General features: G+C 69.4%; 16 protein-coding genes and 3 pseudogenes. 10 read left to right on the top strand and 9 right to left on the bottom strand.

Features of this window, described 5'->3' with window-relative positions; all coding sequences use genetic code 11:
• Positions 1 to 116: 116 nt before the first annotated feature.
• Positions 117 to 287: pseudogene (locus P2L57_RS05215) on the top strand (4Fe-4S dicluster domain-containing protein); the annotation flags it as partial.
• Here P2L57_RS05215 and P2L57_RS05220 read toward each other — a convergent pair.
• Together P2L57_RS05220 and P2L57_RS05225 are read right to left on the bottom strand one after the other, a co-directional pair.
• Positions 274 to 474: a hypothetical protein gene (locus P2L57_RS05220; RefSeq protein WP_275809238.1), complete on the bottom strand. Its 201-nt coding sequence runs from the start codon at positions 472 to 474 to the stop codon at positions 274 to 276. The pseudogene P2L57_RS05215 and the gene P2L57_RS05220 overlap by 14 nt on opposite strands.
• 262 nt (positions 475 to 736) lie before the next feature.
• Positions 737 to 925 (bottom strand): hypothetical protein, encoded by a 189-nt coding sequence (locus P2L57_RS05225; RefSeq protein ID WP_275809241.1) that lies wholly within the window; start codon positions 923 to 925, stop codon positions 737 to 739.
• Between the two features lie 235 nt (positions 926 to 1,160).
• On the opposite strand from P2L57_RS05225, the gene P2L57_RS05230 reads away from it, so the two are divergent.
• The 3 genes from P2L57_RS05230 to P2L57_RS05240 all read left to right on the top strand — a co-directional run bounded on the left by P2L57_RS05230 (position 1,161) and on the right by P2L57_RS05240 (position 3,265).
• Positions 1,161 to 2,297 (top strand): glutathione-independent formaldehyde dehydrogenase, encoded by a 1,137-nt coding sequence (locus P2L57_RS05230; protein WP_275808908.1) that lies wholly within the window; start codon positions 1,161 to 1,163, stop codon positions 2,295 to 2,297.
• Positions 2,298 to 2,388: 91 nt separating this feature from the next.
• Positions 2,389 to 2,844: a helix-turn-helix transcriptional regulator gene (locus P2L57_RS05235; protein ID WP_275808911.1), complete on the top strand. Its 456-nt coding sequence runs from the start codon at positions 2,389 to 2,391 to the stop codon at positions 2,842 to 2,844.
• A gap of 10 nt (positions 2,845 to 2,854) precedes the next feature.
• Entirely contained in the window at positions 2,855 to 3,265 is a 411-nt protein-coding gene (locus P2L57_RS05240; protein WP_275808915.1) for a VOC family protein, read from the top strand.
• A gap of 178 nt (positions 3,266 to 3,443) precedes the next feature.
• On the opposite strand, the gene P2L57_RS05245 is transcribed toward P2L57_RS05240, so the two are convergent.
• Entirely contained in the window at positions 3,444 to 3,845 is a 402-nt protein-coding gene (locus P2L57_RS05245) for a DUF6233 domain-containing protein (RefSeq protein WP_275808918.1), read from the bottom strand.
• Positions 3,846 to 4,261: 416 nt separating this feature from the next.
• Here P2L57_RS05245 and P2L57_RS05250 point away from each other — a divergent pair, with 416 nt between their 5' ends.
• Positions 4,262 to 5,410 (top strand): S53 family peptidase, encoded by a 1,149-nt coding sequence (locus P2L57_RS05250; RefSeq protein WP_275808921.1) that lies wholly within the window; start codon positions 4,262 to 4,264, stop codon positions 5,408 to 5,410.
• Positions 5,411 to 5,471: 61 nt separating this feature from the next.
• Here P2L57_RS05250 and P2L57_RS05255 read toward each other — a convergent pair whose 3' ends face one another.
• Positions 5,472 to 5,981 (bottom strand): hypothetical protein, encoded by a 510-nt coding sequence (locus P2L57_RS05255; RefSeq protein WP_275808924.1) that lies wholly within the window; start codon positions 5,979 to 5,981, stop codon positions 5,472 to 5,474.
• 77 nt (positions 5,982 to 6,058) lie between these two features.
• Positions 6,059 to 6,247 (bottom strand): PP2C family serine/threonine-protein phosphatase, encoded by a 189-nt coding sequence (locus tag P2L57_RS05260; RefSeq protein WP_275809244.1) that lies wholly within the window; start codon positions 6,245 to 6,247, stop codon positions 6,059 to 6,061.
• A gap of 264 nt (positions 6,248 to 6,511) precedes the next feature.
• On the opposite strand from P2L57_RS05260, the gene P2L57_RS05265 reads away from it, so the two are divergent.
• On the top strand, positions 6,512 to 7,729 hold the full coding sequence (locus P2L57_RS05265) for an AI-2E family transporter (RefSeq protein ID WP_275808926.1): 1,218 nt from the start codon (positions 6,512 to 6,514) through the stop codon (positions 7,727 to 7,729).
• A 440-nt stretch (positions 7,730 to 8,169) separates the two neighbouring features.
• On the opposite strand, the gene P2L57_RS05270 is transcribed toward P2L57_RS05265, so the two are convergent.
• Positions 8,170 to 9,426, bottom strand: a complete 1,257-nt coding sequence (locus P2L57_RS05270; protein WP_275808929.1) for an MDR family MFS transporter — start codon at positions 9,424 to 9,426, stop codon at positions 8,170 to 8,172.
• A 76-nt stretch (positions 9,427 to 9,502) separates the two neighbouring features.
• On the opposite strand from P2L57_RS05270, the gene P2L57_RS05275 reads away from it, so the two are divergent.
• Positions 9,503 to 10,078, top strand: a complete 576-nt coding sequence (locus P2L57_RS05275) for a CGNR zinc finger domain-containing protein (RefSeq protein WP_275808932.1) — start codon at positions 9,503 to 9,505, stop codon at positions 10,076 to 10,078.
• A gap of 173 nt (positions 10,079 to 10,251) precedes the next feature.
• Positions 10,252 to 10,686: a hypothetical protein gene (locus P2L57_RS05280; RefSeq protein WP_275808935.1), complete on the top strand. Its 435-nt coding sequence runs from the start codon at positions 10,252 to 10,254 to the stop codon at positions 10,684 to 10,686.
• Between the two features lie 7 nt (positions 10,687 to 10,693).
• Here the strand turns inward: P2L57_RS05280 and P2L57_RS05285 are convergent, their stop codons facing one another.
• Together P2L57_RS05285 and P2L57_RS40555 are read right to left on the bottom strand one after the other, a co-directional pair.
• Entirely contained in the window at positions 10,694 to 11,512 is an 819-nt protein-coding gene (locus tag P2L57_RS05285; protein ID WP_275808938.1) for an alpha/beta fold hydrolase, read from the bottom strand.
• A 280-nt stretch (positions 11,513 to 11,792) separates the two neighbouring features.
• Positions 11,793 to 12,221 (bottom strand): annotated as a pseudogene (locus P2L57_RS40555) (transposase family protein); the annotation flags it as partial.
• Positions 12,222 to 12,233: 12 nt separating this feature from the next.
• Here P2L57_RS40555 and P2L57_RS40560 point away from each other — a divergent pair.
• Positions 12,234 to 12,359, top strand: a pseudogene (locus P2L57_RS40560) (IS5/IS1182 family transposase); the annotation flags it as partial.
• Between the two features lie 35 nt (positions 12,360 to 12,394).
• Here P2L57_RS40560 and P2L57_RS05300 read toward each other — a convergent pair.
• Positions 12,395 to 13,306: a LysR family transcriptional regulator gene (locus P2L57_RS05300; RefSeq protein ID WP_275808941.1), complete on the bottom strand. Its 912-nt coding sequence runs from the start codon at positions 13,304 to 13,306 to the stop codon at positions 12,395 to 12,397.
• A gap of 82 nt (positions 13,307 to 13,388) precedes the next feature.
• Between P2L57_RS05300 and P2L57_RS05305 the strand changes: the two genes are divergently transcribed.
• Positions 13,389 to 14,018, top strand: coding sequence for a carboxymuconolactone decarboxylase family protein (locus P2L57_RS05305; RefSeq protein WP_275808944.1), 630 nt, complete (start codon positions 13,389 to 13,391; stop codon positions 14,016 to 14,018).
• Positions 14,019 to 14,032 lie beyond the last annotated feature (14 nt).

The raw sequence follows: 14,032 nt of genomic DNA on the forward strand, positions 1-14,032 counted from the left end.
ACCTGGCCCCGGCGGTGGTAATCGGGACATTCCCTCCTCGGTCCGGATGCTGCGGAACGGAGACAGTTCCTGTGACCGGCGCCGCCGAGAGATCCGAGACCGCGCACGGCAGTCCTGTGTTCGGGCCACAGCCAGACGTGGCCGGGGCAGCCGGTCACCGCGACCATCCGCCGCGGATGGGGTTCTTCACCAACACTTCCGTGTGCATCGGCTGCAAGGCGTGCGAGGTGGCGTGCAAGGAGTGGAACGCTGTTCCGGAGGACGGCCTGGTGTTCACCGGCATGTCGCGGCGTCGGCGACCGCGGTCGGGGGGATCTCGCCAGCCCGGGCCCGGCACTGGGCGGTGACGACAGCGGCCTTCACCACTCCTCGGCCGAGGCGCTGCGCCGCGTCGGTCAACCGGGGGTCGGCCAGCAGCACTTCCGTACGCGCGACCTGGCGCCGCGGGTCGGCGTTCTCGGGCGGTGTCGTCATGGCGTCGCGGTCCCACCGGTCCTGTCGCAGGCCTGAGGATGCTGTGCGGCGGTCAGAATAGCGGCGGAATCCCGCGCGGAGCGCACGCCACGGCAGTAATCCAAATAACCCGGAACGAAATGATGGTTATTCGTTTCCGCTCAATCGCTTTTCCGGCGAGCCGGCGCTCCGCGCTTTTCCGGCTCACCAGGAGGCGCGCTTGACGCGACCCGGTGCAGAACGCGACAGTGGCCGGCAACGGGGCTCCGCGGAGCGAAAGCGGTCAGCTTTCGGTGGTGTCCTCGGTGTGCCCCTCGGCGAACTCCCACCAGGCAAGCGGAAGCCAGTCACCGTGGACGAACGCGTCGACCGTCGCCCCGCGGCCGCGGATGGCGACCTTGGTTCCGGGCGGGTAAGTGGTGCCGGACAGGCCGGGCACGGGCACCATCAAGGTCCCGAAGCGCTGTGTCACTTTCCCGTCCTCCTTCTTGTCGGCACTACTCAGGACTACTCAGGAACTGGACATTTGCCCCCAGAGTAGCCAGGTTGTCGGACGCTTCACGCGGGTGGAGCATGAGGTGTGGGTCACATGAGGCGAGCGGTCACCGCCATCGCACACTCTCCGGTCGCGTGAGGCGACGTCCCCCTGGTGGTGTCGTTCGCCTCCGGGTGGCAAGTGGCACATCGCTGATCGGAGGTGGTGGGCAATGAAGGCTGTCGTTTACAAGGGACCGTTCGAAGTGGCGGTGGAGGAGGCCCCGAATCCCCGGATCCAGCACCCGAACGACGTGATCGTGAAGGTGACATCCACCGCGATCTGCGGCTCGGACCTTCATATGTACGAAGGGCGCACAGCGGCCGAGCCGGGCATCGTCTTCGGCCACGAGAACCTCGGCATCATCGAGGAAACCGGCCAGGGGGTCACGTCGCTCAAGCGGGGTGACCGGGTGGTCATGCCATTCAACGTCGCCTGCGGCTTCTGCAAGAACTGCGTCTCGGGCTACACGGGATTCTGCCTGACCGTTAACCCCGGCTTCGCCGGTGGCGCGTACGGCTATGTCGCCATGGGGCCATGGCCGGGCGGACAGGCCGAGTACCTGCGGGTCCCCTACGCCGACTTCAACTGCCTGAAGCTCCCCCCGGGAACCGAGAACGAAAGCGACTTCATCCTGCTCGCCGACATCTTCCCGACCGGCTACCACGGCAACGAACTCGCCCAGGTCTCCCCGGGCGAGAGCGTCGTGGTGTACGGCGGCGGCCCGGTCGGCCTCATGGCCGCCTACTCCGCCATGCTGCGCGGCGCCAAGAAGGTCTTCGTCGTGGACCGGGTGCTTGAGCGGCTGCAGAAGGCCGAGGAGATAGGAGCGATCCCGATCAACTTCGCCGAGGGCGATCCGGTGGAGCAGATCAAGGACCAGACCGGCGGCGAAGGCACGGACAAGGGCATCGACGCGGTCGGGTACCAGGCGCACGCGGTCACCGAGGACCGCGAGGAGCCCGCCACCGTCCTGAACTCGCTCGTCGAGTCGGTGCGGGCGACTGGCGCGCTCGGCGTACCGGGCCTGTACGTCCCGGCCGACCCCGGCGGCCCTGACGAGCAGTCGAAGCACGGCATGCTCCTCGTCGCCATCGGCAGGCTCTTCGAGAAGGGGTTGCGCATGGGCACCGGGCAGTGCAACGTCAAGCGCTACAACCGGCTGCTGCGCGACCTCATCATCGAGGGCCGCGCGAAGCCGAGCTTCGTCGTCTCCCACGAGCTGCCCCTTGACCAGGCACCTGCGGCGTACGAGAAGTTCGACAAGCGCGTAGAGGGGTACACCAAGGTCATCCTGCATCCCCGGTAGCAGCCCTTCCAGCTGACCGGAACGCTTCGCCATAGGTGCAATCCTTGCAGGTCAGCAGCGTTCTTCCGAGGGCTGATGGTAGCGTCGTGCCATGAACCCGCAAGAGCTCGCCAACCTCGCGCACCTGCGCCGGGCACGGGATCTGATCGACCGGGAGTTCGCACGTCCGCTCGACGTGCCGACCATGGCTCAGCACGCACTCATGTCGCCGGGCCACTTCTCGCGACAGTTCCGGGCGGCCTACGGCGAGACGCCGTACAGCTACCTCATGACCCGCCGGATCGAGCGCGCGATGGCGCTGCTGCGCGGGGGTATGAGCGTGACCGACGCATGCATGACGGTCGGCTGTACCTCACTCGGCTCGTTCAGCTCGCGCTTCACCGAGCTCGTGGGGGAGACGCCGAGCGCCTACCGCAGCCGGGAGCACCACGCCGTGACGGCGATGCCCGCGTGTGTGGCGAAGGTGCGCACCCGGCCGACCAGAATCCTGCCGACCAGAAACCTGCCGAGCAGGAATGGAGAAGCGGCCCGGGAAGCCGTCGCCTAGCGTTGGCCACATGACCATCGCACTCCAGTACTGCCACATCACCGTCAACGACCCGGACGAGTCGCTCGGCTTCTACCGTGACGCGCTCGGCCTTGAGGTGCGCAACGACGTCGCTTCGGGTGGATTCCGCTGGGTCACCCTCGGCAGCCCGGATCAGCCGGGCCTTGAGATCGTGCTCTCGGAGCCGCACGCCGGCCGATCCCAGGCCGACGGCGACGCCCTACAGGAGCTGCTCACCAAGGGCGTTCTGCAGCACATCGTCTTCCGGGTAGACGATCTCGACGCGGCGTTCGAGAAGGTGCGGGCATCCGGCGCCGAGGTGTTGCAGGAGCCCATGGAACAGCCCTGGGGGCCGCGCGACTGCGCGTTCCGCGATCCGTCGGGCACCATGGTACGGCTCTCGCAGGGACCGACGGCGTAACCGCCATGAGCCGCTCGGCGACCTCGCATCTCCGTGCCTGCGCGCGCACCGTCGAGCGGAGGCCGTGACGTGCTCGGGAGAGTCGGATTCGTCTGACGGCAGAAGAGTTCACACGTCTTTCGGCCCACTTCTGCGCGGAGTTGGGGCGCGGGTTCCTTCGGGCCCGCGCAGCGCGGCGCTACTGCCGCAGGCGGTCCTCGGGGCGGCAGTTCTGGCACGGTCGGGCGCCCTCGGCGAGTATCGCCCGCGCCTCCGCCAAGCTCAGCAGGGCGCCCGCGCCGCTGTGGCAGTCGCCGCGGTGCAGCGTCCCGCCGCCCCGACCGCTCCGGTCGGGGGCGAACCGCCACCACCGAAGGCCGTCGTCCGGGACGGCCGTGGAGGGGGCTTCCTCGCGTTGCCGCGTCGAGCGGCGAGCGTGCTGCTCCTTGGTGCGTCGGACCTGTTCGAGCTGCTCGATGTGAGTGTTCACCGCGTCCAGCTGCAATCGCAGGTAGGTCTGCAGGGTGCGCAGCCGGTACAGATCAGGGGGCAGTGGTTCGCTCACGTGTTCGGTGGAGTCTCGGGTTCCGAGCAGCCTCACGCGCCGCCTGAACCTTCGCGACGGTCGGAAGTGGTTGTTTTCCGTCCCGATGCGGCGGCAGCAGCTCCGTGGCCTGCCATGAATGACGGCCGTGGCTCCGCGGTGTAGCCGTACGGCGCGCATCAACTCCCGGCGCGGTGTAAATGACGAAATCGCGGTGCGCCCTGGGCGGCGCGATGTGGTGCCATAGTGGGCTGCGAGCTCGGACCGTTCGCGATGAGAGGACTGTCATGAACCTGGCTTTACGTCGGCGTGCACTGGTCGGGGGGTGCGCCGCCCTGTCGGCCGTACTGGCCCTCTTCCCCGCCACAGGAACGTCCGCGGCGACTGCGCACTCGTCCACTTCGGCTGCTCCGGGTCGTACCGCGCCTGCGCCGCATGCCGTGCTGGGGGAGCGTGCGCGGAGCGCGAACCCGGTGTTCGCCACTCCTGTCAGCACCAGCGAGTGCCGCAAGCGGATCGGCCGCGGCTGCTACTCGCCGTCGCAGTACCGCACCGCCTACGACCTGGCAGCGCTGCATGCCAACGGAATCACCGGCAAGGGCCGGACGATCGTGATCGTCGACTCGTTCGGCTCGCCGACCATCCAGCACGACCTGGATGTCTTCGACCGGCAGTGGGGCCTGCCCGACACCGCGGTCGACGTGCTCAGATGGGGTGACGTACCACCGTTCAACCCCAAGGACCCGGACCAGAACGGCTGGGCGGGCGAGACCACCTTGGATGTCGAGGCGGCCCACGCGGTGGCGCCCGGCGCGCACATCGTGCTGGTGGAGACCGCGGTCGCCGAGACCGAAGGGCCGGTCGGCGTACCGGAGATGATGAGCGCCATCAACCATCTCGTCAACGAAGGCAAGGCAGACGTGGTCTCGATGAGCTGGGCCACCAGCGAGGCCCGGTTCCCCGGATTCACCCAGGGCGACTACACCAGTTTGACCACCCTGCGGTACGCCTTCGCCAACGCGGCACGGCACGGTGTGACGCTGACCGCTAGTTCGGGCGACGGCGGCGGGCACGCCAACCGGCTGGACGCCGCCTGGCCGGCCGGTGACCCGCTGGTCACAGCCGTCGGCGGCACCGAACTCCACCTCGACGACGCAGGCAACCGCATCGCGCCCGACAGCGCCTGGTCCGGCAGCGGCGGAGACACCTCCAAGGTCTTCGCCCGGCCCTCCTACCAGGACCGCGTCCGTAACGTCGTCGGCGCGCACCGCGGCACCCCGGACATCAGCATGGCCGCCTCCGCGAACGGCGCCCTGTGGCTGTACTCCAGCTTCGACCCGACCCGCGTCGGCTGGACCGCGGGTGGAAACGGCACCAGTGAGGCATCGCCGCTGTTCGCTGGCATCGTCGCGCTCGCCGACCAGGCCGCCGGACACCGCCTCGGCACCATCGACCGGCGTCTCTACCAGCTCTACGGCCACCCCCGCACCGGCATCGTGGACGTGACGACTGGTCGGACCGGTCCCAACGGCTTCTCCGCAGGGCCCGGATACGACCAGGCAACCGGCCTCGGCACGGTTGACGCCAACCTGCTGGTCCACGCCTTGGCTCAGCATCGCTGAGCCAACGCTGGATGTGAGGTGACTCCTGGCATGAGGTGGCAGAGGCCTGGTCATCCGGTGCTCAGTGGAAGGTGCTCCGCAACACCACGATGACGAGTCCGAGAACACCGGCGATCAGCCCTGCCGCCACAAATGCGACACCCTTGAGCTCGTGTCGTCTGGCGGTGACGAATCCCCAGACGACCAACAGCAGCACCGCGGACCACTCTGCGAAGTCCAAGGCCAAGGACGGCGTCGCGCCGAACGCGAAGGCCGCCAGGAGTACGGCCAAGGGAGGAAAGGACGCCTCCACCAACGCGTACTGCCGGCGCAAAGTGGCCTTCAGGCGATGCTTGGAGAAGGCGGGCCCCGTCTCGGGGCCACGACCGATCTCTTCGGCGTACACATGAGTGAGCCAGTAGACCAACACCGCGACGAGGGTGCCGAAAGCGATGGCGCCCACATGGAAGGGTGGTTCGGAGTAGGCGGCCAGGAGGGCAGCGGTGATGACCGTGCCCAGGATCCCCTCGACAGGGTTGTCCAGTGGCAGAACCCATCGCCCAAGTGACTCGAACCGGCTGCGGATCCGCATTGCGACATCATGCCGCGACCGCGCTCACCTGCGGCGCAGGCGGCAGACGTGGCGGGTGCCGAGCGGCAGGCGCCACATCAGAACGTCCCGCCGCCAGCGGCCGACCGGGGATGCCATTCGAAGAGCAGGATGGTTGCGTCGTCGTCAGGCCGTCCGCGCTGATGGTCGAGTACCGCGCGGAGCAGGCGGCGTAGCGCTTCGGGGGCTGGCACGCCGGCAGCGGTGGCGCGGATGACGAAGTCGGTGAACCGCCCCTCCTTGAACACCTCCCCGGTGAATGAGCGGGCGCGGTGACCTGCTCCCCACGTGCTGCGACTTGTTCACAGCTGAGCAGATGTCAGCATCCGCGGTCCCCGCCGACTGCCGCGCCGCCACACCGTGCCCCCCTTGGGGATGACACACACTGCGGTGCTGCCTCTTCCGGGAGAGGCTATGAGTGCTTCGCACCGGCACATCGCGGACGGACGGACTACCCGCGGTTCCTACCGGGGCCGGTGCCGGGCCAGAACGTGGGAGGCGGTGGCATCCAGGTGAGTGACGGGTCATTCCACCCACGGCGGCGGTCCGGTGAACAGGAATCGCGGCCCCGGACCCGCTCCGTGGTGCTGGGCAGCCGTCCCGCGCACTCCGGGAAGGCCGTGCACCGGGCTCGCTCGGCCGCGGCCGAGCAGGCGACGCGGCATGGCGACGACGAGTCGGTCTACCGGGGCCTGCGCGTCGCCGCCGGTTACGCCTGGCGTCTGCTGGTCGTCGGGTTGCTCGTCTACGAGGCGTTCACCATCCTCGGCCGCTTCCAGTTGGTCGCGGTCGCCGTGTTCTTCGCCCTCGTGGTGACGTCCGCGCTGCGGCCGCTGACCGATCTGGTGGGGCGTCATCTGCCTCGGCCGCTCGCGGTGGCGCTCGCCCTGCTGGGCAGCCTGTTGTTGCTGTTCGGTCTCCTGGCCCTGGCGGGCTATCTGGTGGCGGGCGAGTCGGCCAAGTTGGCCACCGAGTTCCGCGGCGGCATCGGGCAGATCGAACGCTGGCTGGAGCGCCCCCCCTTCCGGGTCAGCCCCCGCACGCTGTCCGGGTTGCAGGGAAAGATCGCCTCGTTCCTCTCCTCGCACCGCTCGCTCCTGGTCAGCAGCGCGCTCACCGGCGCCAGCCGTGTCGTCGAGGTGGCCACCGGAGCGGCTCTGGCACTGTTCTGCTCCGTCTTCTTCATCCACTCGGGCGAGCGACTGTGGCGCTGGTTCCGCCGGCAACTGCCCAAGACCTCCCGATCGGCTTGGGACCGCGCGGGCCGGGCAGCCTGGACCGCCTTCGCCGGCTACACCCGCGGCATCGTCATCGTGGCGACCACCAACGCGATCCTGGTCGGTATCGCCCTGTACCTGCTGGGGGTGCCGCTGGCCCTGCCGCTGGCAGTCCTGGAGTTCTTCGCCGCCTTCATCCCACTGATCGGATCGCCCATCGCGCTGGCCGTGGCGAGCGTGGTCGCCCTGGCCGGACGAGGCCCGATCATCGCGGTGATCGTTCTGCTGCTCATCGTCGTCATCGGGCAGATCGAAGGACATGTCCTGCACCCGCTCGTGATGGCTTGGGCCGTCCAACTCCATCCGGTGGTGATCGCGGTCTCGGTGGTGGCGGGTGGCATCGTCGCCGGTGTGGTCGGCGCGGTCGTGGCCGTCCCCGTGGTGTCGGTCGTCTGGGCTGTGGTGTGCGCGCTGCGCGACCGACCGCCCGATCAGCGAAGCGCCCGCCGGTAGGCGTCATGGGCCGGGCGCGCGGGCCCTGCGGCCTGGTCGAAGCCGCAGGGCCGTCTCCGCGAGGAGGTATTCGTCGCACAGGCCTACGGGACGCTGTACAACTACTGGGTCGGGTATGCCATTTCGGCGCAGTTCAGTGCCACCGTGCCGTCAGGGATCGTCGGGCCGGGCGGCCGGTGGTTCGCGTGCTGTGCCGGCGATGGTCGACCCGCGCTGGCCGTCGCGGATCTCGACCCCGATGCGGCGGACCCGGATATCGATATGGCGGTCCGTCGCGCCCGGCCGTGGCGCCGCTCCGCCCGAGCGGGGCTCCACGATGAGCGGATTGTGCGGGGGGACCCGAGAAGCGAGATGCGTACGACGTTCTGATGCCGCAACCGGTCAGCTCCTGAACGCACGTCGCAATCCGAACGGCCGGTTCACGAGGGGGACGGACCTGATCACCGTGGCCTCCCGTCCGACTGGACCCGGCTTCGGCGGGCTGGAGTCACGGGGCTGGAACCTCCGTGGGCGCGAACGTCCCGGGCGGCAAGTAGTGGGGCGACGAAGAGCTGCCCGACGGCGAGTACCAGGCAGAGGGCCGCCATTCCCGTCCACAGGGCCGTCGCTCCGGCGTGTTCGAGGATCTGTGTGCCGAGGACGGGCGCGGCGATTCCGGCGATGCCCCAGCTGATGCCGTAGACGGCCAGGTAGCGGCCGGTGCCCCCGGGTGGGGCGAGATCCGCGACGAGGGCGTAGGCGCGTCCCATCATCAGCAGATCGCCAAGGCTCCAAACGACCGTGGCTACCAGGGAAGTTGGCAGGGAGTGCGCAGTCGCATAGCCGATCAGGCCGATCGACAGCAGGAGATACCCGAGCGCGATCGCCGCGGACGCGGACAGCGCACAGAGCTGCTTGCGCCGCAGTACGGGCTGGGCGGCGACGATGGTCACGGCCGAGACGGTGAACAGCAGCCCCGCGTCCGCGGGTTGCATACCGCGGCGTGCCAGGGACAGCGGAAGCGACATCATGATCTGCAGGTGGACCAGCGCGTACATGGTGCCGGACACGAGCATGATGATCAGCGCGCGATCGCGCCATGGACGGATGTCGGCGCGGCGTTCGGGAGCGCGCCCGGCCGGATCGGGGCGGTCGGCCGGCAGGACGGCGCGCACGATGACCGCGCACGCCAAGCAGCTCAGCGCATCGGCGACGAACAGCCACCGCAGGTCCCACCGGCCCAGACCGGCGGCGATCAGGCCCGCGCCCATGCCCCCGACGGCCAGGGCGGCGTTCAGCAGACTGTAAGCGCGCACGCGCTCGGCGGAGCCGACGGCGTCGGCGATCATCGCCTGGCTCGGTGGCTCGTACAGCTCGAAGACCAGTCCGAGGAGCACCGCGAAAGCCGCGACCGCGGGCAGCGAACGCGCCGCGGCGATCCCCAGTTGCGCGACGGCGCAGCCGGTCAGGCCGAGCACGATCGTTCGGCGGCGCCCGAGACGGTCGGCGAGCCGTCCACCGGCCAGACGCGACGGTATGGTCGCGAGCCCGAAGGCGGCCGAGACGATCCCCGCCGTCGCGACACTCGCCCCGAAGTCGGTGCTGATGAGGACGGTGAGGAACGACAGGGAGAACGCCCCGAGCCGGTTGATCACTCGGGCGGCGAGCAGCAGCCACACCGGACGCGGCAGCCTGCCGCCCTGCCTCGTGCGTCGCACACGTACCCCCGTCACTGGCGAATCGACTAATGTCAGTGATGGGAAGGTAGGTCTGGAAGGGGTAACTGGTCAAGTGATGTTCGACAGTCATGTGACGGTGCTGCTGGACGCGGCGGTCTCGCTCGTCAACGCACTCACCGACGGCGAAGCGCGCGGCAAGCCGTACGCCGCACCGCGCGGTGCGGAACTGGCCGACGCGGTCGACGCCGCGCTGCCCCGCACAAGCGCTGGCCAGCGCGTGATCGGGCAGGAAGCGGCGACCCACCTCGCCCGGACCGCACGGGAGATGCGGCAGGTCTTCGAGGCTGTGAGCGCCGGTCACCTCGACGAGGCCGCCGCGGCGCTGAACGCGCTGCTGCTGTCGAACGGGGCCCGCCCGCAACTCGACCGCGTCGAGGGCGAACCCTGGCAACTCCACTTCCACGGCGCGGACGACACCCTCGCGGTGGGGTGGAGCGCCGGATGCGCGACCGGACTGGCGATCGCGATCGGCAGCGACCTCGCCGGCCGCCTCGGCGTCTGCCAGGCGACCCAGTGCGACCGCGTGTATGTCGACACTTCGCGCAACGCGGCCCGCCAGTTCTGCTCGACGCCATGCCAGAACCGCACCAAGGCCGCGGCCTTCCGCGCCCGCCGGGCCACGAAGCGCTGACCGCCCGCCGCGCCTTCGCAGAGGCGCGGCGGGCGGGGGCGGCCTAGCCTGGGATCACGGGATGTCTGCGGGCGGTCGCGCGCCACCGCGAGGGCCCCGGCGCCCCGGCAGGGGAGGCACCGGGTGCGGCAGCCGGCGCCGTCCCCGTCCACTGGTCGAGGGAGGCGGTTTCCGTGTCACATCAGCCGACGTCGCGTCACTCCGTTCTCGTGCTCGTCCTCGCCGCGGTGCTCCTCTCCGCGACCGGTCCGCTCGCGGGGGCGAGTACCCCGTCGATTCGTCTCGATGATCTCTCGCAGCACCCTTCCGCCAAGCCGACCAGGTTCGAGGTGACCAACGATGTCGCCCTCAGCGGACTGCGCTGGTCGCACTGGGGCGCACCGTCCGCGACCGGTACAGGTGCCCTGAGGATCAACACCTGCAGGCCGATCTGCGCGCAGGGGCGTGTCCGGGTTCTGCAAGGCGCCCAGCTTCAGGTGCGTGGCGTACGGATCGACCAGGGAAGCCGCTACTACCGGCAGTACCGCATCGTCGATCCAGCGCTTTCGCCCGCCGAACGCGCGATGTACTCGCGGTGGACCAACGCCTACGTCCCCAGCAACTTCTGACTGCCCGTCAACTCTTGATGAATTCGAGCAGGTCGGCGTTGAGCTGCTCGGCATGGGTGATGTGCAGGCCGTGACCTGCGGTCGGGTACTCCTTGTAGGTGCTGTTGGGCAGGAGCTTGGCGGTGCGCCGACTTGAGGCGTCGATCGGGACGGACTGGTCGGCGGCCCCGTGGATGATGAGCGTCGGGACGGTGATCCGGGCCACGTCGGCGCGGTGATCGGTGTTGAACAGTTCCCGGCGCATCTCCACGGTGGCGAACGGAGATGCCGACAGGCACTGCCGGACCAGGTTGTCGATCAGCGCGGCGGATGTCTCGTTGCCCAGATGGGTGGCGAAGTAGCCCTGGGCGCGGTCGGCGAACCACTTGGGGCGGTCAGTGCGCAGCTGGGCGATGTCGGCCTCGTTGCCGGCCTCCGGTAGGCCCTCCGGGTTGTCGTCGGTCAGTCTGAGGTACGGCAGCGTCGAGGACAGGAGCACGAGCCGGGCGACCCGGTCGTCGCCGTGTCGGGCCAGGTAGCGTGCCGCCTCGCCGCCACCCGCTGACTGGGCGACCAGCGTGATCCCGTCCAGGCTCAAGTGCTCGATCAACGCCGCGACATCATCGGCGCGGGTGTCCACGTCGTACCCGGTGGCGGGCCGGTCCGAGCGGCCGTGGCCGCGCCGGTCGAGCATCACGCAGCGGTAGCCGTGCTGGAGGAAGTAAGGGACCTGGTACTCCCACATGTCGGTGTTGAGGATCCAACTGGCCAGGAACACGATCGGCGCCCCCGTCCCGTAGTCCTCGTACGCCAGCTGGACTCCGTCATTGGTCTCGAAGTATGGCATCTCGGTCTCCTCCTCTTACGGTCCGTTGTTCTCGCTGATCAGGAGGCTACGGAGAGCGCGGAGACGGGGAATCTGTCATGCATAGGTATGTCGGGTCGCCCTTGCGGTACCACGGGGTGCTCGCCATGGACGTCTTCAAGTGCGTTCCGGCGCCTGCCGGTTGCTGGACGGAGCGTGCGTGTCGGTGCCGTCCGCCATGAGTGGTTCGGAAATGGTGAGGGGCCTGCAGGAGAGAGCGGCCCCGGCTCTTCCGGCGCAGTGGGCTGAGGATGTCGAAGGGCCGGCGCAGGGCCTTGAAGGTGACCTTGAGCAGGGCGTTGGCACGCTCGGCAACGGCGTGGACGCCTCGGATCACTGCGTTGCACGCCTGGTCGGACTCGGCGAGCTCACCGCCCTTGGGTTTCTTGACCGGGTGGCGGAGGCCGTCTGCGGCGTTCTCGTAGCCGAGGTCGGTCAGAACGGTCAGTCCCTCGTGCAGGTAGTGGTAGGCGGTGGGAGTCGAGATGTCGTTGTCCCGGGCGAGTTGGACCAGCCGGGTGCCGTCGACGAACCAGCGCAGCACCAGCACTGCCTGCTTGAAGACGCTCAGCGCACGGGTGCCCTTGCGGGTGCCGAGCCGTTCGCGGTGTTCGCGCAGCAGCTTCGCGAGATGTTCGGCGGTCGCCCTGCGGACGTTGAGCACGGCAGTGCAGGTGATACTGGACGTCACGTGGAGCCTCTGGCTTGTACGGAACAAGCGAGGGCCACCCTGAAGTCCTGGCGGTTGCTGCGCAAGCTCCGCTGCAGCACCACCCGCATCACCGACCTGGTCAAGGCCGTGCTCGGCCTTCACCTCATATCGGGTTCAGGTCGGAAAAGGCTCGATGTCCGGGACGGGGACGGTCAGGCGGCGAGGTCGGCGGCTTGCCGGCGCAGGGCGCGTGCCAGCGCCTGCATGGATGCCCCGAGGGGACCCGGCATGCGCACCAGGCTGACGCGTCGTACCTCCTCCGCGACGCCTTCGACGGACACGAGGCGTACGCCGGGCGGGACGACGGGCAGCAGTGTCGGTGTGGCTGTGGTGACGCCGGCACCGGCGGCGACCAGGTGGAGCTTGGTCAGCCAGTCGCGGGCAGTGTGGCGGACCTTGGGCCGCCCGGGCAGACCGGGCCAGACGCCGAGCAGTGGCTCGTCCGCGGTGCCGGGACTGGCGATCCACGGTGCGCCCGCGATCTCCTCGACGCTGACGCTACCCCGTTCGGCGAACGGACCGCCGGCCGGCACCACCACGGCCAGGTGCACTTCCAGCAGCGGCTCGACACTCAGGGGCGGATCGTCCGTGTCGGGCGAACGGTGCGGGGGCCGGGAGGATAGGAGGGCGAGATCAAGGGTGCCGGCGCGCAGCGCGCGCACCAGCGAGGGAGTGGTCCCCTCACGTGTCGTCACCTGGATGTGCGGGTGCTCCTGGCGCAGCATCGCCAGGGCACGGGGCACGATCACCGCTCCAGCGGTGGGGAAGAAGCCGAGCCGGACGCGGCCCCTCTCGACCTCCTCCGCTCCGCGGAGTTCCCGGTCGGCCGCCTCCAGGGCGTCCAGGGCGACGACGGCGTGCCGCAGCAGGGCACGGCCTGAGCCGGTCAGCCGGACACCGCCGGGGTAGCGGTCGAAGAGCCGGGCGCCGGTCGCCTGTTCCAGCCCGGCCACCTGCCGGGAGACGGCCGACTGCGTGTACCCGAGCGCGTCTGCCGCGGCCGTGAAGGTGCCCCGCTCCGCCACCTCGCGCAGCACCCGCAGCCCGACCAGCGTCATCTCCATAGGCTCTCCATGAGTAATCAGCATATCCATTATGCCGGACATTCGCTGGCGGAATGCCCCCCGCGTTCCTAGCGTGGAGGGCATGAACGAGCATTCCACCAACAAAGCTTCCGGACTGGGCGGCCGGTTGCCCCTCCTTCCTCCCGACGCCCTCGATGAAGCACAGCGCGCACTACATGACCGCCTGCAGGCCACGCGGGCGCGCAACGCGGAAGAGGCGGGCTACACGGCCGCCCTGCCCGACGGGCGGTTCATCGGCCCGTTCAACGCCCTGCTGCGCACTCCGCACATCGCCCGGCCTCTGCTGGAGTGGGCCCAGGCGCTCACCCGGGCCGGCATTCCGGCAGATGTCCGAGAGGTGGTCATCCTCACCGTGGCCGCTCACTGGCGGGCCGACTACGCGCTGTACGCCCACACCGCGGCCGCCGAGAAGGCCGGCCTGCCCGGCCTGGCCATCGCATCTCTGCTCCATGGCGAGGCTCCCCGCGGTCTGCGCCCCGACGCCGATCTCGCCCACCGTCTGGCCACCGCGCTGGTCCGCGACCATCGCGTGCAGGACGACCTCTATGACGAGGCAGCGGCGGCGTTCGGCACGAACACCCTCATCGCCCTGGTCAACCTCGTCGGTCAGTACCTCAACACCTCGGCCCTGCTGGCCTGCTTCCAAGTACCGGCTCCCTCCTCGGACCGCACCGAGGCGCCCGCCGCCTGAAGCGCCCACACGCC

Source organism: Streptantibioticus ferralitis (assembly GCF_029223525.1).
Lineage (GTDB): Bacteria > Actinomycetota > Actinomycetes > Streptomycetales > Streptomycetaceae > Streptantibioticus_A > Streptantibioticus_A ferralitis.